Below are 21119 nucleotides of genomic sequence, written 5' to 3' on the forward strand. Positions count from 1 at the left end.
CGTTTAGTCTTCCTGTGTTGGTCGATCGATTAGTTCTGGCTGCGTTTGGTGATTACCGCCAGCGATCCGCACCACGTCTTTATCAATCTTGCCCAGCTCTTTATACGAATTATTATAATGCCCGACAGTCGTGCTGAGACTCTTGCCCATCTTGGTCATTAGCTCGTCAAACTTTTTGACATGCACGCCCAGCTGGCCGACACGTACCTGGATGTCCTTGGCCTGCTCTTCAATCTGTAGACTCCTCAGACCCTGCAGCACCGTCTGCAAATACGCCAAAAAGCTGGTCGGACTGACGATGATCACGCGCTTGTCACGAAAGGCATATTCGATCAAATCGCGGCTCGAACCGCCCGCACCGACATTATTGATGAGTAGATCATAATACAGCGACTCACTCGGGATGAACATGAAGGCAAAGTCCATAGTATGCTCACGCGGGCGGATATATTTGCTGGTTTCGTCAATGCGCCCCTTCAGGTCAGCCTTCACCTTGTTTAGCCACAGCTCACGCTCAACTTTGGTCTCGGCATTGATCATACGGTTATAATTTTCCAAGCTAAATTTACTATCCACCGGCAAAATCTGCCCCTTGTCTAAAAAAATTACCGCATCAACAATCTCGCCGTCCTTGAAGCGATATTGCATCTGAAACTGCTTGGCGGGCAGAACATTGTCCAGCACGCTTTCTAAGTAAAACTCGCCGAACACGCCGCGCTGCTTCGGGTTTTGCAGGACGTTCTGCAGAGTTTTCAGGTCAGTCGCCACGTCAACCACCCGCTTATTTGTTTCATCCAACTTTGCCAACCGCTGTGTCACGTCCGCCACCAACTTAGCGCTTTCTGACAACTGCTTTTGCACCGAGGTTTGCACCTGAGCGTTGCTGCGCTCAAGTTTATCACTGACTGATTCATTCAGCTTGGCGATGGTCCGCCCCAACTCCACCACATCGGTTTTGATGAGCTCGACCGATGACTGCTGCTTTAGTTCGCCGAGCTTTGATTGCAGCACAAACAGCGTCGCACCCAACCCCATAACGATAATAACTAAGAGAATAATGATAATGGCTTCCATACTCTTAGTGTACAGGGATTACAGAGACAAGACAACTCGCGCCAAAATTGCAAACAACGTCACGAAAAGTATCGCTGCCCAATTGCCACGAATCCGGTTCAGCCAAATCAATGACAGATACACCAGCACTGTTGCTACAATCACCCAAATCAACGACAGAGCCCAAGGACCATTTGCCCATAACGTAACTCCCCATAAGGATGCGGTGGCCGCGAGAACCACCAGAAGTGGTCGCTTTATACCAAATACCGCCAGTAGCGGCACCAGCATCACCCCAACTAGAATCAAAGATATATAAGAGGCAATACTCGTGCTATTTGCGCAAATAGAAATATTATCTGCATTCGAGCAAAATACAGGCGTAATCATAAATTTATCAAAAGCAAGCGCTAGCAGCCAGATAACTGCACCACTCACAACCAGAGCCACTAGAATTCTTAGAAAACTCATCTTTGGAAATGAATATGTATATTCCGAAGTTTCTTCCCGAAAAATAGCCGACAACAATTTCATAAATAAATTGTAACGTAAACTTGTCAATATTACAAATGTATATGCTTAAATATCCGACTTTTCTGCGTGCTTCATCGGTACATACCAGATAATACCCACACAGGCAATCAACAATCCGCCAATAACGTCAAGCGGTGTATGCACCAAAGCAATCACCCGCCCCACACATACCAGAATTGTCATCGCCAGACAAATAACCGCCAGTCGCCGATCCTTAGCGCCAAACCACACCGCCAGCGTAATTGCCATTGTAAATAACGCGTGGTCAGACGGAAAGCCTGGATTATTCAAAAACGACGCCCCCGCCGCCACTCCTAAAACCTCAAACGGCCGCATTTGGTCCGGCTGATAAATCACTCCGATAATTTTTGCTGCCACATACGCCGTTAGCCCCGCCATCAGCACCCGAGCGTAAACCTGATATTTTTTATCATTAGGCACCAGTTTTAGTAACGCATAAGCCCCGATCAACACAATCGGCACAACCAATCCATCGGCGATCAATTTAACAATCCATTGCAAGTCCATATCATCAGTATATCGCGTTGGCGGACGCTCGTAAACGCTTGCAGAAATCATTTTTCTATAGTACAATTATTTTTGCCGTTGGGATGTCGCCAAGTGGTAAGGCACCGGGTTCTGGTCCCGGCATTCGGGGGTTCGAATCCCTCCATCCCAGCCATGAAATTTTCGCGCTATATTTTTCTTTTTTAATTGTAAAAACTCTTTCTGGCTGTCCATCTACTACTCAATTAGTAGAAATTTTAGGGCTTTACCTAGGTAATAGAGTCGCCGCGCTACACGCAACCCTGGATGGAACTGCTGTTAAGAGTTGAAAAATAAGTTATAATATGTTTACATGATTAGCCTCAACCATGTCTCTTATGAAATTGACGGAAAAGAAATTCTTCATGACGTATCGTTCACCATTAATAGCGGTGAAAAAATTGGCATCGTAGGACCAAACGGCGCTGGCAAAACAACACTTTTAAAACTTATCGATGGTGACCTCGTTCCTACTTCTGGTGAGATTGTAAGGACTAAAGAAGAGATTGGTATGTTACCGCAAGATTTGCGCGAATGGCTAGACCATAGTGTATATGGATTTATTGAAGAAGTTACAAGAGTCAAGGGTGCACGCGAACAGTTTGACGGGCAGTACGTCAAGCTTGAACATGACTCGAGCGAACACACACTTTTACTCTATGCTGATGCACTCGAGCGCTATGACAAGTTTGAGGTCGTATTGTTTGGTGCGAATTTAGAAAAGACACTAAGGCGCGCCGGTATAGCCTCGATTGACGTTGATAAGGAAATCGGTAACTTTTCTGGCGGTCAGCGAACGCGAATTGCGCTTGCAGCAGTGTTTGCTTCGCATTACGATATCGTCCTACTCGATGAGCCAACCAATAATCTTGACGAAAAAGGCGTCGTTGTATTAGAAAAATTTATCAAAGGCTCTAATGCAGCCTTCCTGATAGTATCGCACGATCGTCGTTTCCTCAGAAACGTAACAAGTCGTATCATTGAGATTATGGGCGGAGATCAGGGTATACGACAATACAGCCTCGGATATGACGAATATGTCGAAGCTAGGGAGAGGGCAAGGCAAGCCACCTTTGATCGCTATGAGCAATACGAGAAAGAAACGGCTAGAACGTAGTGCGAAATCTGCAAGAGTCAAAGCAAATTCAGCTGGATCTAATCGTTCGAGTTCGGACAATGACAAACTTTCCGCTCATTTTCGAAAAGAAAAAGCCGCTAGTGGACTTGCGGGTACAGCAAACAGCATAAGTACACGTATCGGACAACTTGATGAACCGGAAAGACCAGAGGAAGATATATCATTGAGCTTCCTCTTCAAAGAGCAGTCTACAAAAAAGCTCAATCTGCTTTCTGTCACAAACTTAGAGATGGACTATGGTAATGGCCAAAAAATTGGACCGATTTCTCTAAATATTCGTTCGGGCGACAAAGTATTACTTACGGGCGAAAATGGTGCAGGTAAGACTTCAATTATACGAGGAATTATGAATATGGCACCGGTCTCTTCCGGTAGTATTCACACCAACAAAGATGCAGGGTTGATTTATATTGATCAAAATCAAACACTGCCACTTCCGAGTGCTTCTGCACTTGATAATCTACGCTACTTAGCTCCTTCACTCGAGCTACATGATGCTATAAATCTACTAATCAGGTTCAACATTAAGAAGGATACATTGCAAACAACGCCAGGGTCAGAACTAAGCGGTGGTGAGCGTGCGAAAGTACTGCTTGCGGGGATGACAGCAAATGACGCAGGCCTACTTATTCTTGATGAGCCGACCAACAATCTCGACATTGCTACTATTGAGGCACTAGAGGCAGCCCTTAAACAATACCGAGGCGGTACGCTACTCGTTTCACACGATCGAGACTTTATCAAGAATGTGGGCATCACCGAAAGTATAAGTATTGCCCCTTCCTGCAGATTAAAATGTCGCACCAAACAAGATTGATTGCCCACCATTCAGGACAGTCCAGCTCTCTAAGAAAATCAGACCAGCTAAGCTAACTTTCACCGCCAATCTGCTAACAAAGAGTATTTTGGTGGGTAATTTCATGCCGAGCAAATACGGTATTGACCATAGCTCAAACAAGACCAGTAATATCGCCACTGCGACACTGGTGTTATAATTTTTGAAAATAGCGTCCAATTCTGTTGGAAACTTCTCAAATGTGAACAATTGACACAATAACAACAAGATAACCAATACACCCGTGATTAGTTTTGCAATTTTTATCGTTTTTTCCGACATAACTTTAGTATAGCCTGCGTTCCAGAAAAGCTCAAGCTTGTTGTAATTTTTACGAAAACACTTGCTCTTTTTAATAAAACATCATACAGTTAAATTAGCGAACGTTACAAAAATAAACACCACAAAATCGTATCTTTCGCTCTACGACATCCACCACAACTTAAAATACCCCGTCTCTATGGGGTATTTTTCTTTGTCAACATTTGCGACTGCTCGGCACGCCACCTGGCGATATTTCCATGATGGCCACTTAACAGCACATCAGGTACTCGAAGCCCCTTAAATTCCTCAGGCCGAGTATACTGCGGAAATTCCAGAGTCTCGCCGTCTGAAAAACTCTCAATTTCCGCCGACTTTTCGCCGCCCAAAACTCCAGGAATCAACCTAACAATAGAATCAATCATCATCATTGCCGCCAGCTCTCCGCCCGTCAGCACAAAATCGCCAATACTCCATTGTTCATCAACTAGTTCTAAAATTCGCTCATCAACACCCTCGTATCGCCCGCAAATAAATATCACACCCCTGTCATCATCGGCTTCTTCTTGGGCTTTAGTCTGCCTCCAGCGTTGCCCTCGCGGGCTCATTAATACCACCTTCGCTGTTTCATCTTGAGATTTCGCAAATTCCACCGCCTTCCATAACGGCTCAACCATCAGCAGCATGCCATCACCGCCGCCATACGGCGTATCGTCCACCTGACGCCGCGACCCCAAACCAAACTCCCGCAGATTCACCGTCGTAAGCTCTACGATACCGTCTTTCTGGGCCTTCCACATCATGGAATTATTAAAAACTCCCGTTGTCATTTCTGGGAAAAGCGTAATTACTTGAAACTTTCTCATCTGTTACAGTGTAGCAAGTGTTGACTTTTTTGTCCAGGTATGATATATATATCAGCCTTTACTCGACCGAGTGAAGGTAGCCCTCATACAGGAAGGAAAGCATCATGCACAAGGACGCTGAATCGTGGGAGATGACGCTCGCGGAATGCGGGTTGTTGTCTTACTCTACTGTGAAAGAAGCACCCGACGGGCATGTATCCATCACTATCACCGCCTTAGTCTCTATGGAGCCAAACGCCTCCAGCGAGCAGTCGGAGGAAGCGGCATTTGAGGTCCTCCTCGGGTCCGAGGTCAGCGCTATTTGGTGGGCGGACGATGGCTATGGAGTGACTCTTAATTCTCTGTACGATAACTGTACCATCACCGTCTACGACGGCACCGGATGGTGTGATTTCGACAAGAGAGACAAAGAGTCTGTCCAGCTCGACCAGCAATTTGGGGAGATCTCTTGGGAAGGTCATCCCGAAATTTATCTGTACGACTTCCTCAATGAAGTTGTCGGAAGCGAGCTTACGAACGTCTTTCTTAAGCACGCCTCCCCTGAGGTCTGTCTGCGGAGGATTTATGACACCGAGGAGTGTCAGAGACACCTTCCTCAGAGGATCGAAAATAGCTCCCACGAACTCTGGGACAACGTGCATCCTGCGTGGAGCATTCGCTCCCGCAACTAGGGCTTAACGCCCGCCGAAAATAGCTCGCCTTGATAGGCTCGAGCCTCTCGGCGGGCTATTTTCATGTCTTTTTACAGAAATTATTCCCCACCAAAAAACCGTCCCAGTAAGGACGGTTTTTTAGCACAAATAAGGCTCTCAATGGTTAACATAACTGTTCATACATAATATACATTTGATGTTTATTGCTTGACCTATTTAATTTATTATGCCAATATATTATACAATCTAATACTGGAGAAACTTATAAGGAAGTAAAGTAATGATGGATTATGGTTACAACAACCCAAGGTGTAAACCGGAAGAAAGACGGCAAGCGAGACTCCGTGAATTAAGAAGGCAAGGAGCTACAGTCCTAAAATCAATAAATTCACTTGGTTATACAGTAACACATGATCCAGAGACCGGAAAAGCTCTTGAAGTGTCAACAGGAAGAGCATTGGGAAGTATTATATCCCAGCCGATTGGTCCTGAATACGACACTAATGACGTAGAGAAAATGCGTATTATATGCCTTTGGGACTTCGGACAGAATCTTTATGATAAATCAGACGAGGAAGTCGAGAAATATTATACAGAATCGATAAAACATCTTAGAAAGAAACGCATAGAACACCTATGGACTATTGTACTCATACATGAGCGCAATGAAGAAAATCCTATCGCTGAATATATGATCAAAGCAGAAGAAGCTATCCACGGACGCCCTCTGAACGATCAAGAAAAAAATTCACTTAGGAGTAGTGATTTTTATAAACGCTTGCAAGAAACAGCCGCGAGCTGTATTCATCTCAGTGATTCGAAATTATTAGGTATCTATTCGGAGCTATTAACTCTCTATTTAGAACTACTGGAAGATGATAAACGAGATGAAATCTTAGAAATGATTAACTGGATAGAGGAGATGGAAGAAGATAAAGACAAACTGACCAGAATCTCAGAATTCCTAAAATCAATGGAAGAATACTCGAAAGCACTGGAGGAAGATGAGCCAAAAAGCACAGAGACGGAATCAACAGAATCAAAATCGACAGAAAGAAAACTTGGCGAAACTGCAGCGCGATGGCAATAAAACAGTCATATTCCCCACCAAAAAACCGCCCCAGTAAGGACGGTTTTTTAGCACAAATAAGGCTCTCAATGGTTACCCATTGTCTCGCATAGAGCTGTTCTCGCATAATGTCTGTGCTTGAACTGGTTCTAATTATATATCAAGATCGTCGAGTTCTGCAAGCTCTTTTCTGGTGTTTTCTGCGTAAGATGATCCATTTTCCACAGTTTCATCTGTTGAGTTATCCACAGAAGCATGATCGTTATAGCTATTACTCTCACGCTCACCAGAAAAACCATCATTATTAACGATCTTCAAGTTATATCGAGCGTCATTCTTTGCGCCCAAAGCTCGCAGAAGTGTACGCAAACTCTGTGCCGTACTGCCGCGCTTACCAATAACTCGACCCAAATCTGCTGGATTAACTGTCAATGTTAGTAAAACGCCCTTTTCATCAATCGTTCGGTCTACTACGACGTCTTCTGGATGTCCAACCAACGCCTTTACAGTATATTCTACAAACTGCTGATCTATTGTTGACATTCTGCCCCTCCTCCTGGAATTAAACTGTATTTTCATTATACACGAGCGGTTTACGCCGTGCAAACTTTAATTATTTCTCGCCAGATTCTTTATATTTGGCAATTGCAGCACGAGCAGCTTGCTGTTGAGCAACTTGCTTAGATGGACCAATGCCTCGCCCCATCATATTATCGCCAACAAAAACCCCAAGAGTAAAGACCTTATCGTGATCTGGACCTTCTTCGCTCAGGACTTTATATACCGGCGTTTGATTGTCAACTCGCTGAGAAATCTCCTGCAAATACGACTTCGGATCACGCCAACTGCCCGACTCCAAAATTCCATCCAACTTAACAATTATATGCTTGTGAATAAAATCGCGAGCATCGTCAAAGCCACGCTCCAAATAAATAGCGCCGATTACCGCCTCAAATGCATTAGCTAAAATCTGTAAATGTGCTCGCTCCGAGCCATTCTTCTCGCCCTTTGACATACGAATCAGCGGACCATAACCCAACTTATCACCAGCATCACCAATACTTTCCGTTCGCACCAAAGCTGCCCGCCAAGCAGTCAAAATTCCCTCTGGCTCAGAAAAATGCGTAAACAAATATTCTGTCACCGCCAATTCCAAAACCGCATCACCTAAGAATTCCAAGCGCTCATTGTGATGATGAACGGATTTTCGATGCTCATTCACATAGCTACGGTGAGTCAAAGCTGTAATCAGCAAATCCAAATTTGTAAATTCAAAACCTAATTTTTCGCGCGCAAATTCCTGATACGGAGTCGTGTTCATTCCACTCATCTACAAGTTCTCCTGTCTAATTCGCTTCATCGCCAAAAGAATCAGCTTGCCAATATCTTCATATTCAACTTCATCCAGCGCCTCATGAAAACTAAACCATTTAAGACCATTCATCCACTCTTCCTTTTGGAGTCTCTCATTAGGATCCAACGCCTTAACTAGATAAACTTGCGTTGTCATCAATACCAATTTATCGATTCGACGATAACGAAAATTCACCTTGCCCAGCCAGCCGTGCAGTTCAATTTTCTTCAGTCCAGTCTCCTCGCCGATTTCCCTACGTGCTGTCACCTGAGCCGTTTCACCCGGCTCAATATGACCTTTGGGAATTGTCCAGCGGTCGCGAGCATCTTGATATAGCAAAAATTCTGCCTCACCCTTTTTATTACGACGAAAAATAACACCACCAGCGGTTGGCTCACGTACAATTTCCTGAATCAGCGGTTTCTTACTACCGCCAAAATATTTTTTTATCTTATCAAAGTTGCTTGTTCTCACTGTCGGATTCCTCCACGAGAGTACGGAGCGCCGTGCCTAGCACGCCATTCACAAACTTACCCGAGTTATCCGAACCGAACGCTTTTGCTAGTTCTACCGCCTCATTAATCACCACTTTTGGCGGAACCGTATCTGCACAGTAGAGCAATTCATACAAACCAATTCTTAGAACTGTTCTATCAACCCTAGATAGCTGGTCAATTGGCCACTCTGGAGCTAAAGGTTTTAGCTTTTCGTCCAATTCCATCTGATTCGCCAGTACGCCACTAACTAGATTATCAACAAATTCAACGTCATCAACGGATGATTTATACTCCGCTAAATTACGCTGTAAGATACTTTTGTAGTCAATACCAGCATCGCCCACCTCTGCACGAAACTCATATTCATACAGTGTCTGCAACGCGACAATTCGTCCTAAATGACGGTTTGATGCCATTACTAAGCGTCCTGTTCGTAATTATTATTTTGTTGTTTTACCAGTTTCACGCTTAGTCGTCTTCACTTTCACTGGTGAAGTTCCATTAACGCGACGTGCCAATTTTAATACCAAATGACTGCGACGAAGTCCAGTTTTACGTGGACTGCTCTGTTTTTTAGGCTGTGCCATAATTTATTCTCCTCTTTTAGGTTGTCATAAAACTTACGTACCATTATACCTTTTTTATTAGGTAATCTCAAGGTTTTATCTAAAAATTATACAAGTGTATTGACTTTTTGTATTGGTTATGTTAATATATAAAACATGAGTAAAGAACAGTTTACACCACAAAGTAACGAGGACGACAGACCTGTAATAGAAATACCAAAATCTGTAGTTAAAATTGGTGCAGTAGCATTAGCCACGTTAGGATTAGCTGGAGCTGCGAACACCCTGGGATTGTTCTATAGCCCTAAATCACCAGAAAAAGGACCAAGCCCTGCTCACCAAGTAGCTCAAGTTGTAGAGGATTATAGTAATGGAGTCATCACGGAGCTACCAGAAGATACAGAAATTCGCACTGTCACACTTGAAGAGGGAGAAAACCCGACTTCGGTGGCCGAAACAGCCATGGAAGAATACAACGAGGAAAATCCTGAAAATAAGATAGACACTAATGAGGCAAGAAGCTCCATACATGAAACTAGCATTAGTATGAAAGAGATCTACAAAGATGAGACGGGCAATACAGAGATCCAGCCGGGAGCTATAGTTAACATTGCCATAGGTGACATAAACGGTGACGGAAAGCCAAGTGTAGCCATAACAGGAATAGAAGACGGATCGAAATAGGCTGTTTTCTAGACCACGATATTCACCAGCTTGCCTGGAACATAAACCATCTTTTTAGGTGGTTTATTGTTTGTAAACTTTTGGACGTTTTCGTCAGCTAGAGCTACTGCTTCAACGCCCTGCCGGTCGGTATCTACTGGTAATTTAAGCTTTGATCGAAGTTTGCCGTTAACTTGGACAATGATGGTCATCGTATCACTCTTTAAATATTTTTCATCCCATTTTGGCCAGTGATTGACATGAATGGTATCAGTGTGGCCCAATTCCCGCCACAATTCTTCAGTGATGTGCGGTGCGAATGGCGCTAAGATTTGTAGTAAACTCTCCAGAGTGAATCGCCATGTTCCTGATGCTTGCATACTGTGCGACTCTTTGAACTTGTACAGACCGTTGACCATTTCCATCATTGCCGCCACGGCTGTATTGAATTTCTCGTCCTCAATGTCACGAGTGACTTTTTTGATGGTTGAGTGCGTCAGACGAAGCAGTTCTTGGTCATCTTCAGAAGTAGATTCAGGCGCCGCTACAAATTCCTGCACCACATTCCATACTCGATTTAAGAACCGATACGTCCCTGGCACCCCACGCGGATCCCACGGCGCATCCATATCGTAAGGCGCGATGAACATCTCGTACACGCGCAGCGCATCGGCACCGTAACCACTGTCCATAATTTCCATCGGATCGATGACATTACCCTTGGATTTACTCATCTTTTGACCGTCCGGTGCCATGATGTAGGCGTTATACATCATCCTCTTGAACGGCTCCGGTGTCGGCACCAAGCCCAGTTTATAGAAAAATCGCATCCAGAAACGACTGTACAGCAGGTGCGCAACCGCGTGGTCGGCACCGTTGTAGTAATCGACCGGCATCCAATGATCAATTCTCTCAGGATCCCACGCCTGAGCGTCATTGTGCGGATCAAGATAGCGCAGGAAATACCAGCTGGAACAAGCATAGCCATCCAACGTGTCAGTTTCGCGGCGGCCTTCACGCCAATTGTCACCTACTGGCTTCGACTCAGTAATCGGCACGGTTTTACCCGTCTCGACGTCAACCCACACGCGCACCCAATCATCAACTTGCGCTAGGACCGACGTATTACCGCCCGTCGGCTTGAAGTTCTCGACCTCTGGCAGGATCACCGGCAGACACTCGTCCGCCACAGCAATTGGTTCAAAACCATCAACATGAACCATCGGAATTGGCGCACCCCAGTACCGCTGACGAGAAATCAACCAATCGCGCATTTTGTAAGTAGTTTTACCTCGACCAGAACCCTGCTGTTCCAGCCAGGCTACGATCTGCTCGCGGGCGTCCTCGCTGCGCGTACCGTCGAATTGCCCAGAATTGATCAACTCACCTTCGCCTGTATAGCAACCGATGTCTGCCGAATCCTCTGGTTTGTCAACCACCTGAACAATCGGCAGATCGAATTTCTCAGCAAAGGCAAAATCACGTTCATCATGCGCTGGTACCGCCATGACCGCACCCGTACCATAGCCACTCAGTACATAGTCCGCCACCCAGATTGGTAGCTTTTGGCCATTGACTGGGTTGATGGCATAGCTGCCAGTAAAGACGCCGGATTTATCTTTGTTTTCCTGGCGCTCAACGTCAGACTTCTGCTGAGCCGCTTGAACGTATGCTTCAACCTTGGCGCACGTGTCGGCATTGACCAACTGAGAAACCAGTGGATGTTCTGGCGCCAAGGCGACATAACTGGAGCCAAACAAGGTGTCGGGGCGCGTGGTGAATACGGTAATGATAGCATCCTGTCCGTTGACTACAAAATCAACCTCCGCGCCAACCGACCGGCCAATCCAGTTTTTCTGCATGGTCTTGACCATTTCCGTCCAGTACAAGTCGTCAGTCGCCTCTAGAATCTCATCAGCATAGGCGGTGATGCGGAAAAACCACTGTTTGAGGTTGCGCTTGGTGACGGGGTTACCGCAGCGCCAACATTTACCGCCCTCAACTTGCTCATTGGCTAGTACCGTATTGTCGGTATCGCACCACCACTGCGGCTGTTCCTTTTGGTATGCCAAATCGTGCTTGTATAGCTGGGTAAAAATCCACTGGGTCCATTTGTAGTACTCTGGGTCAGCAGTAGAAATTTCCTTTGACCAATCATAACTAAATCCGAGACGCTTCAGCTGGGCGATGAAATGCGCTTTGGCTTCGTCGTGAGCCACCCGCGGCGTTTTACCGACCTTGATGGCATAATTTTCCACGGGGAGACCAAAACTGTCCCAACCAATTGGATGGTACACATTGTAGCCTTGCTGACGCTTCAGGCGCGCTTTGATGTCGGCAAACTGAAACGTCCGACCGTGACCGATGTGAATGCCAGCCCCGGTGATACCAGGCAGCATACTAAGACTATAGTATTTTGGGCGCGTTGTATCACTAAGATCAGCGACGTAGGTGCCATCAGCTTCCCACTTATCTTGCCATTTTTTCTCAATTTCCGTCGGATTGTAGCGTTTCATATCTGTAATTATAGCAAAAATCCCGCTCATTACGAACGGGATTATACTTATCCATGACAAACGACCAATATTATAGCAGAGATAGGCTGTCCAAAAGTTCTTTCATATTAGCAGCATCCGATGGAATTTCCACTTCACTAGCTTTATTCATATCAACATCTAAAGAAGCTTCAATGGTAGTATCGTTAGCCCTACCCTTAAACTCAATCGCCCTTAATTCATGCGAGAATCCACTAGCCCACAACTTTAACGAAGCATCGCCATCAGACGATTCGCCAGTCTCATTATCGATCTTTTTACATTTGCTCATATCTTTACCAACTGACGAGTCTTTTAGTTGTTCGGCAAACTTACTAAACTTATCGTGATTACCCTTTATTTCAAAACCACGACCACCGTTACGATCGCTCAACTTCGTGTCTTTAATGTCCAAAAAGTTATTCTTCCGGTAGAGCTGAGCAATCTCCTTGCGAATACCTTCATCTCTTCGCATTTTCTTTAATGCTTCAGTATAGCACTTGTAGTCATCGTTTTTAAGATCATCAGAAGAAATCTTCATCCATTTACCATTAAAGTTATCTAATACAGGCTCAAGTTGACTCAACATTTCATCGCGATATTCTTTCCTCTGGTCTTTTGATAATGCAAAACCAGACTTTGCAGATTTCTCCTCCATCATAAGTTCAAAAATGTCAGAGAACGAGTCTTTTAGATTGTCAATTTTTACATATACCGTACCATCGCCATCAACAACAACGTCGCCCTTGAACGAAAAACTTTTATCAATGTCTTTAATGGTTAGCTTTGCGTCAATATTGGATTTTACTTTATCAGAAGCAGAGTTAGCTTTCACGTTAAGCTCTAGCTTTACTGAATCTTTCATATTAGCCACGATTTTCCCATTAACAACAGCCTTCTTTGACACAATCGCGTTGGACACAGCGTCGGTAACCATTTTTTCTGGGTTTTGCCACCACAAGAAATAAGTCAATAAAGCAGCAATTATTGCGACAATCGCCAGCACACCTAACGTGATACCGACAATTAATCCTGTCTTTTTCTTCTTTGACTGTGGTGCGACCATATTGCCGTATGGCGGCTGCGGTGCAGGCTGGTTATTCTGATCCATATCCCCCCCTTATACTTATTTAATATCAATATAGCACATTTAGTCCTTAAATTGTGAGAAAAATTGATTCTTTCTGGCAATCCATTCCGGAGTTTGGCGGACCAGATATTTATCATCCTCAGTACTGTGAAGATTGATCTTTATCGACTCCTCTAGCCATACGCCGCCGCTCGATCCCTTAAACAATGCAATTCCCTCTGACCTCAATTTATCCCGCACAAACGATCCGGCCTCGATAGCGTTTTTACACTCTTTTACCTGACAGCCTTTTTGGCGAGCGGCTGGCGCCAAATATTGATTAGCTTTATCACCCACCGTAACGACCCAGTCCAATAAATCCGGGTTACAATTCGCGCCGAGTTCAGCATGAACTTGCTCAAAAATCCCTTTCAAACCGTTCATATTACCAAGCACAGCAATTCGCTGTGGCGTCTCTATTCGGTAAAGAGATTGGAGAGCCGCCAATGCCGTCAGTGGCGTTGAACTATAGCTATCATCAATCAGCCACGTGTTATCGGCCCCCTTCAGTAAATTCATCCGACCTGGCAGCGGCCGCAAAGATTCCACGCCCTTTTTGATATTCTCCTCAGACTCACCTAAAGCATAGCCGACAGCTGCCGCGACTACTGCTGGACGGACGTTGTGTTCGCCAATCAGCTTAACGTCAACTTCTAGACCGTCTGGATTTTCTGGTGACATAATAAAACCATGATGGCCATCCGTCAAAGAAAAATTACGATCATCAAAATTATACTCTGCCACCGGATCGCTGCCGTAAGTAGTAATGTTAGGATTTGTCAGAAAGCTCGCAAAACGCCCATCAATATCATCACGATTAATCATTGCCATACGCGAATAGTTAGCCAAAGAAATCATCTCATTCGCCACCTCTTCCAAAGAGTGTTCAACCTGCATACGACCATTTGTCGCAGACGTCACAACCGCAATATCAGGCATTATATAATTTTTAAACCATAAATTATAACCAGGCTCTTTCGGGTTAAATTCCTGGACAATGATCTGAATATCCGGCTTCTCAGCCTTAATTCTTTTCTTTACCGCCCTTATTACCTTCCACCATTTGAATAAGCCTTTTTCCGGCATCCTAACACCCATCATCTGTAGTAAAACGTCGGCTTTTGTTTTTGGCTCATCAGTACGGAGTTGGATATCAAATTGCCGAGATAAAACTGTACCAATAGCAATTTTTGCACTAGCCTTCCCAGCACTGCCTGTTACTGCCACCAATCTAACTTCTGGATGAGCAGCAAAAAACTCCCGCACTAATTCTGCTAGTTTTTCTTCCCTCTTTTTTGAAACCGTAACCATAACTATATCATACCATAAGCATCATAGAAGAGCTGCTACGCGCCCACCCGGGGCATTTTGAAAATGTGTTTGTCTTTCAATTGGCAAGCATAGGAGATGCCCCTATGCGTACCAGCTCACTTGTGATTATGCACCAATTGTCACAAAAACACAAGCACTATTTTTGCTTTGTGTATTCTGGCAAGACTTTTCCGGCAAGAGCTACTGCCATCAGTACCGCAAAACCGCACATAATCGACGGGATGCCAGTGATAGTTGATGGATCAATGATATTGACAAACGTCGTTGGTACAATGAACAATACATAGCCAATAATCAATGACCACAGCGAGCGACGAATATACTTTTTGGCATTTTTACCACGAGTATAGGCGTAGGCAATCGCCATGAACAACAAGCCGTAGTAGTACAACCCATACCACTCACTGATGCCTGGCTGATTTTCAAAAATAACATAGTTTCCCAGACAGACGCCAGCACTAACGCCATTTACGGCCAGCAAAAAGTAACCGATGAATACAGCTGCTAGGACGTATCCCAGCACTGGGATCCAGCGTCGTTTGTCGGCAGAGATCTGATAGACCAGATGAATACCCAGAGGTGGCAACATGGTGATCGCCACGTAGCCAAGCTTTGCCCAGCCCACGCTATCAAACAGCACCGTGCCTTCACAAACGTTATATTCAGCCCATTGAAACAGTGCTAGACAAACGAGTAGCGCCACGACGATCCTCGTCACGGGAGTTAGTTTGTAACGCCACACTGTATGAATCGCTAAAATAATCTCAATAGCTAAGGTTGCCAACATCACTGGCGGTGAAAAACAGTAGAGCTTCGGTGTTCTGAATTTATCCATATGGTGCATTATACACTAGTCTTGGTCGGTCTTGATGTGGTACTTCTGGTAGAACAGCTTGGCAGACTGCTCAATCTCCCGGTGGCGAGCCTTACCGCGAACGTCAATGTCCAGATGTGTACAGACGATATCTCCAGTCGCCATAATCTTCACACCCGCCTCACGCAGTCGATGCGCTAAATCCTGCCCTTCGTGATAGCGAAACTCTGCGTCATATCCACCAACCTTTGCAAAATCATCAATCAGCAGCGCGAAGCTCCCCTCAGCCACCCAGTCAACTTGACGATCCACCGTAACTCGCTCGCCCCAAATCCATGGATAGTCCCAGCCGCGTTGCTGTAATGTTTGGCGATGATCTGCTTGGACTACCTGTGTAAACTGCCGGTCATGCTGCGGGTGCATTTCATGGCCATAATTCCAGGCCATCGGCTGACCGTTGTTGTAGAGAATAGTACTGCCAAGCATGATATGATTTTCGCCAGCAAACTTTTGGCGCAACATATCGGCAACATTCTCTGTCTCAACGCGCATGTCACAATCGATGAACCATACCACGCCAGTTTTATGCATATCCAAAAAACGATTACGATTGGCTCCTGCGCCAATATTTTTCTCACCAAAGATAAAATTGACTACCGGAAATTCACGGGCGAGATCTTGCAGTTTTTGCTGGTCGGTGGAATGATCATCAAGCACCGTGATGCTATCAAAATCCTGTTCTGTCAGCTGCGCCAAAAGACTCCTCAAAGCCTGAGGCGCGTTATAGTGTGGGATGGCGACGTGAACTTGCATATCGTTTTACCTCGTCAGTGAACTAATCACCGAACTCCTGTTCTTCACTATCTGCTTTTTCTTCACGATATTTATCTGGCTGGGCACGGAAAATTTCTACCCATTTACTGCCATCGACCAGGTCGTTATATTCAATATAGTGCCGATTATCAAAGCCGCCCTTTTTCTGCTTTTTGCGCGCCATTTCCTCTTGGACTTGCTCTGTAGAAAAGCCAAAATCTTGGTGTAGTGTATCAACAACTTCTTGCAAATCAGCCAGCTCTTTGAGTGATTCATCACGCTGTTTATCACCCAGCGGAATCTCATCTGCCTCCTCATGAACTTTATGCACTAGCTCACGGCGAAATTCCCGACTGTCCAATTCACGGTATTCCGTATGTAACACTTCTGGGTCATCCAAACAATTTGACACCACTCTATCGCGCACTAGTTTTTGTAAGTAAAATCGGACCATCACCACCCCCTATTCTTTTATAATTTGTAGAAGTTCTTGCTCATCAATAATTTTAGTGCCGTATTGTTTGGCTTTTTTCAGTTTGCTGGCACCAATTTTACCGCCAGCTACCAAATATGTCGTATCTTTTGCAACAGCGGTTTGGAAGGTGCCCCCGAGATTGCGGATTTTTTCGACGGCGGCATCACGGCCCATCGATTGCAGAGTGCCAGTGATGGCAAAACTTTGACCAGCCAGTCGGTCGGATTTTTGGCTAAACTGCGGCGTCACACCCAAGTCAGAAAATTTTTCGAGCAGCTTCACATTATCTTCATCAGCGAACCACGCCACGATTGACTCGGCGACGATTTCACCCACGCCGTCCACTTCGCGTAGCTCATCAATAGTCGCTTGACTTAGCTTCTCAACACTTTCAAAGTGGTTTGTGAGGTCAATCGCTGTCTGGGCGCCGACATGGCGAATACCGAGTCCAAACAAGAATCGCTCCAGGGCTGGCTGTTTCTTAGCAGCAATGGCATCAATGAGCTTTTGCGCAGAAATCTCAGCGAAACGCTCTAGCCCCAATAAATCATCTTTCGTCAACCGGTAAATATCCGCCAAATCATTGACCAGCCCAGCTTCGACCAGCGCCTCGACATTTTTCTCGCCCAGCGTATCGATGTCCAGTGCGCCTTTGGAGGCAAAATGCGCCAGAGACCGCTTCAAAATCAGTGGGCCGCTCAAGCCTTTAACGCGGTACACCGCCTCGCCTGCTGGCCGCACAAACTCTAGCTCCGGATATTGGCGCGCCAGTTCTGCCAAGTAATCAATTGGCTTGGAGCCTGCTGGCCGCAATTCTTTTAACACACTCTCAACCTGCGGGATGATATCGCCCGCCTTGAAAATCACCACCGTGTCACCGCGGCGCACATCCAACCTAGCAATTTCGTCGGCGTTGTGTAGACTAGCGTGCTGCACCGTCGTACCGGCAACCACCACGGGGTCAAACACCGCTACTGGCGTGGCCGGACCGGTTCGACCGATGGAAATAACAATATCGCGGACGATGGTCGTGGCTTGCTCAGCGGCATACTTGTAGGCCACGGCACCGCGCGGATTTTTACCAACCAACCCGAGACTTTCATACAACGATCGATCATTGATTTTAATCACCAAACCGTCAGTATTAAATGGCAAATCATGACGCTTATTGTCCCATTCGTTAACAAAGTTCATCACATCAGCTAAGTTAGTGAAAGTGCTCGCCTGGTGATTACGAGTAATTCCTAAAGCAGTCAGCGCCTCGTAAGCAAAGCTGTTGGTCGGCACTTCAGCGTCGTCATCGCGAAGTACATCATAGCCGCGAAAATGCAGCGGTCGCGCCGCCACCAAAGAAGGATCGAGCTGGCGGATTGTCCCTGCCGCCAGATTACGCGGATTAGCAAATTCTGGCTGCCCCAAGGCTTTTTGCTTTTCGTTAAGCTCCGCAAAGTCGCGCTTCAGCATCACAATCTCGCCACGAATTTCCGTCCGTCCGCGCAAAAATTGTTCAAAGCCTGGCGCCTCATGCAACCGCAACGGTACGTTTTTAATAGTCCGCACGTTGTTTGTTACATCTTCACCGACAAAGCTATCACCGCGCGTTACCGCCTGCGTCAACACGCCATCAATATAAATCAACGCGCACGCCAGGCCATCCATCTTGATATCGGTAAAAAATTCATGCTTATGTCCCGGCATCAGTTTATCAGTACGCTCAATCCAGGCCTCGATTTCGCCCTTATTAAAAACGTCATTTAAGCTCACCATCCGCCGCTCGTGCTTTACTTTCTGAAAGCCGTCAAGCAACTTATTGCCGACACGTTGCGTTGGGCTATCAATTGTAATTAGCTCCGGACATTCAGCTTCGATTGACTTCAACTCATCCATCAAGCTATCGTAGACAGCATCACTTACACTCGGCTTATCTAAGGTGTAATATTCGTAGCTATACCGATTTAATAACGATTTAATTTCATCGGCTCTTGCTTTTTTTGCTATCATTTTCGACGACCTTCCTATAGAACATGTAGACGTAAACCGACATCAGAATAATTGAAGTGTACATTAGAATAAGACCGACTGTCGGCACAATTGGCAGCCAATTAATATCATTAAACCACCCCTTCAGCACACCATCGAATAAAATTGTCGGTATCAAAATAATCGCCCACAATAATATGGTCATCACCACAGCCCAAATAAATCTAAGCAAAATTCGAACCCTTCTTCCAGTTACAATGTCGCCAGACAAGCGCAAGGCATGAAGTGGATACATGCCAGGTAGAGTTATTATAATCATCGCAAAAACTGTTGAGGTTGCCCAATAAACAGACATAGACACGATCAGAATAGCCGCGCCGCCGGCCGCCATAAGAATTGGCGTCTGATTTAATATACCCGAATTGTTCAGGGCGCTATAAATAATTACTGCAATTGCCGCCGGCACCATCTGAAATATAAAAATCCCAATAATGACAATTAGTGCAATTATCGGCGTGCCGGCATTATACAAACCATCACGCATTTTCGGTTTTTCTCCAATCATAATAGCCCGAGTCAACCAAACAGAAGATAACCAAGTTAGTAGCCCCAAAAAAATACCAGCCGCCTGTTGCAAATTTCCACCTTCTGTACCGCTTCCGGAAATATAACTAACCATCACACCAGAAAATAGCGCAACAGTAGAATAAAATCCACCCAGACCACCATCTTCAGCCTTTTGCATCGTGTCTCTAAGTTGCTGATAGGTATCCTGCGACATAACATTAGATAAAACTAGAGTTAAAATTGACATAGTAGCAATCAAAGCCAAGAAGATCTTTTTATTGCGCCAGATAAAACGGTGGGCTTCACTAGTCAATGACCAATATCCAGGAACATTAAGACTACGCCGATAATCTCGCCGCCTGGTTAATCTAAAACTGCGGTGTGGCCGACGATTTAAAAAACTACGGCGCTGCTGGTTTAATTTGCTAAAATCACGCTTAACGCTACGCCAAATTGTAAACTTACGATTATTGCTTGGTTTTTTAGGCTTCTTATCAACCTGTTTTTTATTAGACTTCACTGCCATGATTACATCTTTGTTGCATTATTTCTCAATCTAGTAATTCGATCTTCTAGTGGTGGGTGGGTGCTAAATAATTTCGAGAAAAAGCCAGGTTTAAGAGGGTTATTCATAAATAAGTTGGCGGTTGAAGAACTCTGTTTTTGCATTGGACGGCCAAATTGACGTAATTTCTCCAGAGCACTTGCCAAACCCTCAGTATCGCGCGTCAACAATACACCAGAAGCGTCAGCCAAGTATTCTCTCTGCCGGCTAACTGCTAATTGCGTAATCGTCGCCAAAATTGGAGCCAGGATAACTACTACTAGTCCAAGAGCGTAAACTATTGGACTAACCTCTCTGTCTCTATCATCGCTATAAAACATCATCCTTAATGCCAAATCTGCGAACAAACCAATTGCGCTCACCAGACCAAAAGCAATCATACTGACACGAATATCGTAATTACGCACATGACTCATCTCGTGCGCCATCACCGCCTCCAGTTCGCGCTTATCCATAATCTCCAACAATCCAGTAGTCGCACCAACAATTGCATGTTTTGGATCACGACCTGTTGCAAAGGCGTTTGGTGCTGGATCGTCAATAATATATACTTTTGGCATCGGCATACCAGAAGTAATTGCCAAATTTTCCACCACTCGCCATAGTTCAGGCGCATCATTTTTCTCAATCTCCTGCGCGCCCGTCATTGCCATAGCCAACTTGCCAGCGATAAAATATTGTAGCCAAGCGTACAGAATCGCACATATAAAAATTATAAGCGACAGAGAATAGCTATCGGCCACTATGCCGATAAATACCCCAATAATGCCAATAATTGCCACGAAAACTGCCATAATCAATACAGTGTTGCGTTTATTTTGAGAAACTGCGTTATACATATCTTAATTATAACAAAAACCGCCCACTTTCGACAG

At 45.2% G+C, this 21119-nt stretch carries 24 protein-coding genes and 1 tRNA gene; 6 read left to right on the plus strand and 19 right to left on the minus strand.

Features of this window, described 5'->3' with window-relative positions; translation table 11 throughout:
* Positions 1 to 3 precede the first annotated feature (3 nt).
* From TM7x_RS02525 to TM7x_RS02535, 3 genes are read right to left on the minus strand one after another with little or no spacing between them, the layout of a single operon-like run.
* Positions 4 to 1074: a DNA recombination protein RmuC gene (locus tag TM7x_RS02525; protein WP_039327606.1), complete on the minus strand. Its 1071-nt coding sequence runs from the start codon at positions 1072 to 1074 to the stop codon at positions 4 to 6.
* Between the two features lie 18 nt (positions 1075 to 1092).
* Positions 1093 to 1587, minus strand: coding sequence for a hypothetical protein (locus tag TM7x_RS02530; RefSeq protein ID WP_039327608.1), 495 nt, complete (start codon positions 1585 to 1587; stop codon positions 1093 to 1095).
* Positions 1588 to 1632: 45 nt separating this feature from the next.
* On the minus strand, positions 1633 to 2166 hold the full coding sequence (locus TM7x_RS02535) for a phosphatase PAP2 family protein (RefSeq protein ID WP_039327610.1): 534 nt from the start codon (positions 2164 to 2166) through the stop codon (positions 1633 to 1635).
* Between the two features lie 28 nt (positions 2167 to 2194).
* On the opposite strand from TM7x_RS02535, the gene TM7x_RS02540 reads away from it, so the two are divergent.
* The 3 genes from TM7x_RS02540 to TM7x_RS02550 all read left to right on the plus strand — a co-directional run bounded on the left by TM7x_RS02540 (position 2195) and on the right by TM7x_RS02550 (position 4088).
* Positions 2195 to 2269: transfer RNA gene (locus tag TM7x_RS02540), tRNA-Gln, on the plus strand.
* A 177-nt stretch (positions 2270 to 2446) separates the two neighbouring features.
* Positions 2447 to 3250, plus strand: a complete 804-nt coding sequence (locus TM7x_RS02545; RefSeq protein WP_039327612.1) for an ATP-binding cassette domain-containing protein — start codon at positions 2447 to 2449, stop codon at positions 3248 to 3250.
* Positions 3216 to 4088, plus strand: a complete 873-nt coding sequence (locus TM7x_RS02550; RefSeq protein WP_039327615.1) for an ATP-binding cassette domain-containing protein — start codon at positions 3216 to 3218, stop codon at positions 4086 to 4088. The genes TM7x_RS02545 and TM7x_RS02550 overlap by 35 nt, the downstream gene beginning before the upstream one ends.
* On the opposite strand, the gene TM7x_RS02555 is transcribed toward TM7x_RS02550, so the two are convergent.
* Both TM7x_RS02555 and trmD read right to left on the minus strand, forming a co-directional pair.
* On the minus strand, positions 4062 to 4388 hold the full coding sequence (locus TM7x_RS02555) for a hypothetical protein (RefSeq protein WP_039327617.1): 327 nt from the start codon (positions 4386 to 4388) through the stop codon (positions 4062 to 4064). The genes TM7x_RS02550 and TM7x_RS02555 overlap by 27 nt on opposite strands.
* A gap of 176 nt (positions 4389 to 4564) precedes the next feature.
* The gene (trmD, locus tag TM7x_RS02560; protein WP_039327619.1) at positions 4565 to 5233 is read right to left on the minus strand and encodes a tRNA (guanosine(37)-N1)-methyltransferase TrmD; all 669 of its coding nucleotides are present in this window, start codon (positions 5231 to 5233) and stop codon (positions 4565 to 4567) included.
* Positions 5234 to 5337: 104 nt separating this feature from the next.
* Here trmD and TM7x_RS02565 point away from each other — a divergent pair, with 104 nt between their 5' ends.
* Positions 5338 to 5904: a hypothetical protein gene (locus TM7x_RS02565; protein WP_039327621.1), complete on the plus strand. Its 567-nt coding sequence runs from the start codon at positions 5338 to 5340 to the stop codon at positions 5902 to 5904.
* Positions 5905 to 6166: 262 nt separating this feature from the next.
* Positions 6167 to 6976, plus strand: coding sequence for a hypothetical protein (locus TM7x_RS02570; protein WP_039327624.1), 810 nt, complete (start codon positions 6167 to 6169; stop codon positions 6974 to 6976).
* Positions 6977 to 7108: 132 nt separating this feature from the next.
* Here TM7x_RS02570 and TM7x_RS02575 read toward each other — a convergent pair whose 3' ends face one another.
* From TM7x_RS02575 to TM7x_RS04135, 5 genes are all read right to left on the minus strand, one after another.
* Entirely contained in the window at positions 7109 to 7498 is a 390-nt protein-coding gene (locus TM7x_RS02575; protein WP_039327626.1) for a KH domain-containing protein, read from the minus strand.
* A 70-nt stretch (positions 7499 to 7568) separates the two neighbouring features.
* Positions 7569 to 8285, minus strand: a complete 717-nt coding sequence (gene rnc / locus TM7x_RS02580) for a ribonuclease III (protein WP_039327628.1) — start codon at positions 8283 to 8285, stop codon at positions 7569 to 7571.
* Positions 8286 to 8783 carry an NUDIX hydrolase gene (locus TM7x_RS03845; protein WP_052198839.1) on the minus strand — a complete coding sequence of 166 codons (498 nt, stop codon included), beginning with the start codon at positions 8781 to 8783 and terminating at the stop codon, positions 8286 to 8288.
* Positions 8764 to 9222 carry a transcription antitermination factor NusB gene (gene nusB, locus TM7x_RS02590; protein WP_039327629.1) on the minus strand — a complete coding sequence of 153 codons (459 nt, stop codon included), beginning with the start codon at positions 9220 to 9222 and terminating at the stop codon, positions 8764 to 8766. Before nusB ends, TM7x_RS03845 begins: the two co-directional genes overlap by 20 nt.
* A gap of 24 nt (positions 9223 to 9246) precedes the next feature.
* Positions 9247 to 9393, minus strand: a complete 147-nt coding sequence (locus TM7x_RS04135) for a hypothetical protein (protein ID WP_158386496.1) — start codon at positions 9391 to 9393, stop codon at positions 9247 to 9249.
* Positions 9394 to 9528: 135 nt separating this feature from the next.
* On the opposite strand from TM7x_RS04135, the gene TM7x_RS02595 reads away from it, so the two are divergent.
* Entirely contained in the window at positions 9529 to 10056 is a 528-nt protein-coding gene (locus tag TM7x_RS02595; RefSeq protein WP_039327631.1) for a hypothetical protein, read from the plus strand.
* 8 nt (positions 10057 to 10064) lie between these two features.
* On the opposite strand, the gene leuS is transcribed toward TM7x_RS02595, so the two are convergent.
* From leuS to htpX, 9 genes are all read right to left on the minus strand, one after another.
* A complete protein-coding gene (leuS, locus tag TM7x_RS02600) occupies positions 10065 to 12551 on the minus strand; it encodes a leucine--tRNA ligase (protein ID WP_039328163.1) in 2487 nt (828 codons plus the stop codon).
* Between the two features lie 70 nt (positions 12552 to 12621).
* A complete protein-coding gene (locus TM7x_RS02605; protein WP_039327633.1) occupies positions 12622 to 13680 on the minus strand; it encodes a hypothetical protein in 1059 nt (352 codons plus the stop codon).
* Positions 13681 to 13719: 39 nt separating this feature from the next.
* A complete protein-coding gene (locus TM7x_RS02610; RefSeq protein WP_039327636.1) occupies positions 13720 to 15009 on the minus strand; it encodes a Mur ligase family protein in 1290 nt (429 codons plus the stop codon).
* A gap of 157 nt (positions 15010 to 15166) precedes the next feature.
* Positions 15167 to 15865 carry a histidine kinase N-terminal 7TM domain-containing protein gene (locus TM7x_RS02615; protein ID WP_039327638.1) on the minus strand — a complete coding sequence of 233 codons (699 nt, stop codon included), beginning with the start codon at positions 15863 to 15865 and terminating at the stop codon, positions 15167 to 15169.
* 15 nt (positions 15866 to 15880) lie between these two features.
* Entirely contained in the window at positions 15881 to 16657 is a 777-nt protein-coding gene (locus TM7x_RS02620; RefSeq protein ID WP_039327640.1) for a glycosyltransferase family 2 protein, read from the minus strand.
* A gap of 22 nt (positions 16658 to 16679) precedes the next feature.
* Positions 16680 to 17111, minus strand: a complete 432-nt coding sequence (locus TM7x_RS02625; protein ID WP_052198840.1) for a nucleoside triphosphate pyrophosphohydrolase — start codon at positions 17109 to 17111, stop codon at positions 16680 to 16682.
* A 9-nt stretch (positions 17112 to 17120) separates the two neighbouring features.
* Positions 17121 to 19133 carry an NAD-dependent DNA ligase LigA gene (gene ligA, locus TM7x_RS02630; protein WP_039327642.1) on the minus strand — a complete coding sequence of 671 codons (2013 nt, stop codon included), beginning with the start codon at positions 19131 to 19133 and terminating at the stop codon, positions 17121 to 17123.
* Positions 19105 to 20205, minus strand: coding sequence for a hypothetical protein (locus tag TM7x_RS02635; protein ID WP_039327644.1), 1101 nt, complete (start codon positions 20203 to 20205; stop codon positions 19105 to 19107). Before TM7x_RS02635 ends, ligA begins: the two co-directional genes overlap by 29 nt.
* Positions 20206 to 20207: 2 nt before the next feature.
* Positions 20208 to 21083, minus strand: coding sequence for a zinc metalloprotease HtpX (gene htpX, locus TM7x_RS02640; protein ID WP_039327646.1), 876 nt, complete (start codon positions 21081 to 21083; stop codon positions 20208 to 20210).
* Positions 21084 to 21119: the final 36 nt, after the last annotated feature.

It is taken from the genome of Candidatus Nanosynbacter lyticus, assembly GCF_000803625.1.
Classification (GTDB): Bacteria; Patescibacteriota; Saccharimonadia; order Saccharimonadales; family Saccharimonadaceae; genus Nanosynbacter; species Nanosynbacter lyticus.

Bases quoted from the DNA above. Each gene is read 5' to 3' on its own strand.
- nusB (WP_039327629.1), bottom strand. From the start codon at position 9,222: ATGGCATCAAACCGTCATTTAGGACGAATTGTCGCGTTGCAGACACTG.
- TM7x_RS02595 (WP_039327631.1), top strand. From the start codon at position 9,529: ATGAGTAAAGAACAGTTTACACCACAAAGTAACGAGGACGACAGACCT.
- TM7x_RS02620 (WP_039327640.1), bottom strand. From the start codon at position 16,657: ATGCAAGTTCACGTCGCCATCCCACACTATAACGCGCCTCAGGCTTTG.
- htpX (WP_039327646.1), bottom strand. From the start codon at position 21,083: ATGTATAACGCAGTTTCTCAAAATAAACGCAACACTGTATTGATTATG.
- TM7x_RS02565 (WP_039327621.1), top strand. From the start codon at position 5,338: ATGCACAAGGACGCTGAATCGTGGGAGATGACGCTCGCGGAATGCGGG.
- TM7x_RS02550 (WP_039327615.1), top strand. From the start codon at position 3,216: ATGAGCAATACGAGAAAGAAACGGCTAGAACGTAGTGCGAAATCTGCA.
- trmD (WP_039327619.1), bottom strand. From the start codon at position 5,233: ATGAGAAAGTTTCAAGTAATTACGCTTTTCCCAGAAATGACAACGGGA.
- TM7x_RS04135 (WP_158386496.1), bottom strand. From the start codon at position 9,393: ATGGCACAGCCTAAAAAACAGAGCAGTCCACGTAAAACTGGACTTCGT.
- ligA (WP_039327642.1), bottom strand. From the start codon at position 19,133: ATGATAGCAAAAAAAGCAAGAGCCGATGAAATTAAATCGTTATTAAAT.
- TM7x_RS02635 (WP_039327644.1), bottom strand. From the start codon at position 20,205: ATGGCAGTGAAGTCTAATAAAAAACAGGTTGATAAGAAGCCTAAAAAA.
- TM7x_RS02525 (WP_039327606.1), bottom strand. From the start codon at position 1,074: ATGGAAGCCATTATCATTATTCTCTTAGTTATTATCGTTATGGGGTTG.
- TM7x_RS02610 (WP_039327636.1), bottom strand. From the start codon at position 15,009: ATGGTTACGGTTTCAAAAAAGAGGGAAGAAAAACTAGCAGAATTAGTG.
- TM7x_RS02575 (WP_039327626.1), bottom strand. From the start codon at position 7,498: ATGTCAACAATAGATCAGCAGTTTGTAGAATATACTGTAAAGGCGTTG.
- TM7x_RS02625 (WP_052198840.1), bottom strand. From the start codon at position 17,111: ATGGTCCGATTTTACTTACAAAAACTAGTGCGCGATAGAGTGGTGTCA.
- TM7x_RS02615 (WP_039327638.1), bottom strand. From the start codon at position 15,865: ATGGATAAATTCAGAACACCGAAGCTCTACTGTTTTTCACCGCCAGTG.
- leuS (WP_039328163.1), bottom strand. From the start codon at position 12,551: ATGAAACGCTACAATCCGACGGAAATTGAGAAAAAATGGCAAGATAAG.
- rnc (WP_039327628.1), bottom strand. From the start codon at position 8,285: ATGAGTGGAATGAACACGACTCCGTATCAGGAATTTGCGCGCGAAAAA.
- TM7x_RS02570 (WP_039327624.1), top strand. From the start codon at position 6,167: ATGATGGATTATGGTTACAACAACCCAAGGTGTAAACCGGAAGAAAGA.
- TM7x_RS02535 (WP_039327610.1), bottom strand. From the start codon at position 2,166: ATGATTTCTGCAAGCGTTTACGAGCGTCCGCCAACGCGATATACTGAT.
- TM7x_RS02530 (WP_039327608.1), bottom strand. From the start codon at position 1,587: ATGAAATTGTTGTCGGCTATTTTTCGGGAAGAAACTTCGGAATATACA.
- TM7x_RS02555 (WP_039327617.1), bottom strand. From the start codon at position 4,388: ATGTCGGAAAAAACGATAAAAATTGCAAAACTAATCACGGGTGTATTG.
- TM7x_RS02605 (WP_039327633.1), bottom strand. From the start codon at position 13,680: ATGGATCAGAATAACCAGCCTGCACCGCAGCCGCCATACGGCAATATG.
- TM7x_RS02545 (WP_039327612.1), top strand. From the start codon at position 2,447: ATGATTAGCCTCAACCATGTCTCTTATGAAATTGACGGAAAAGAAATT.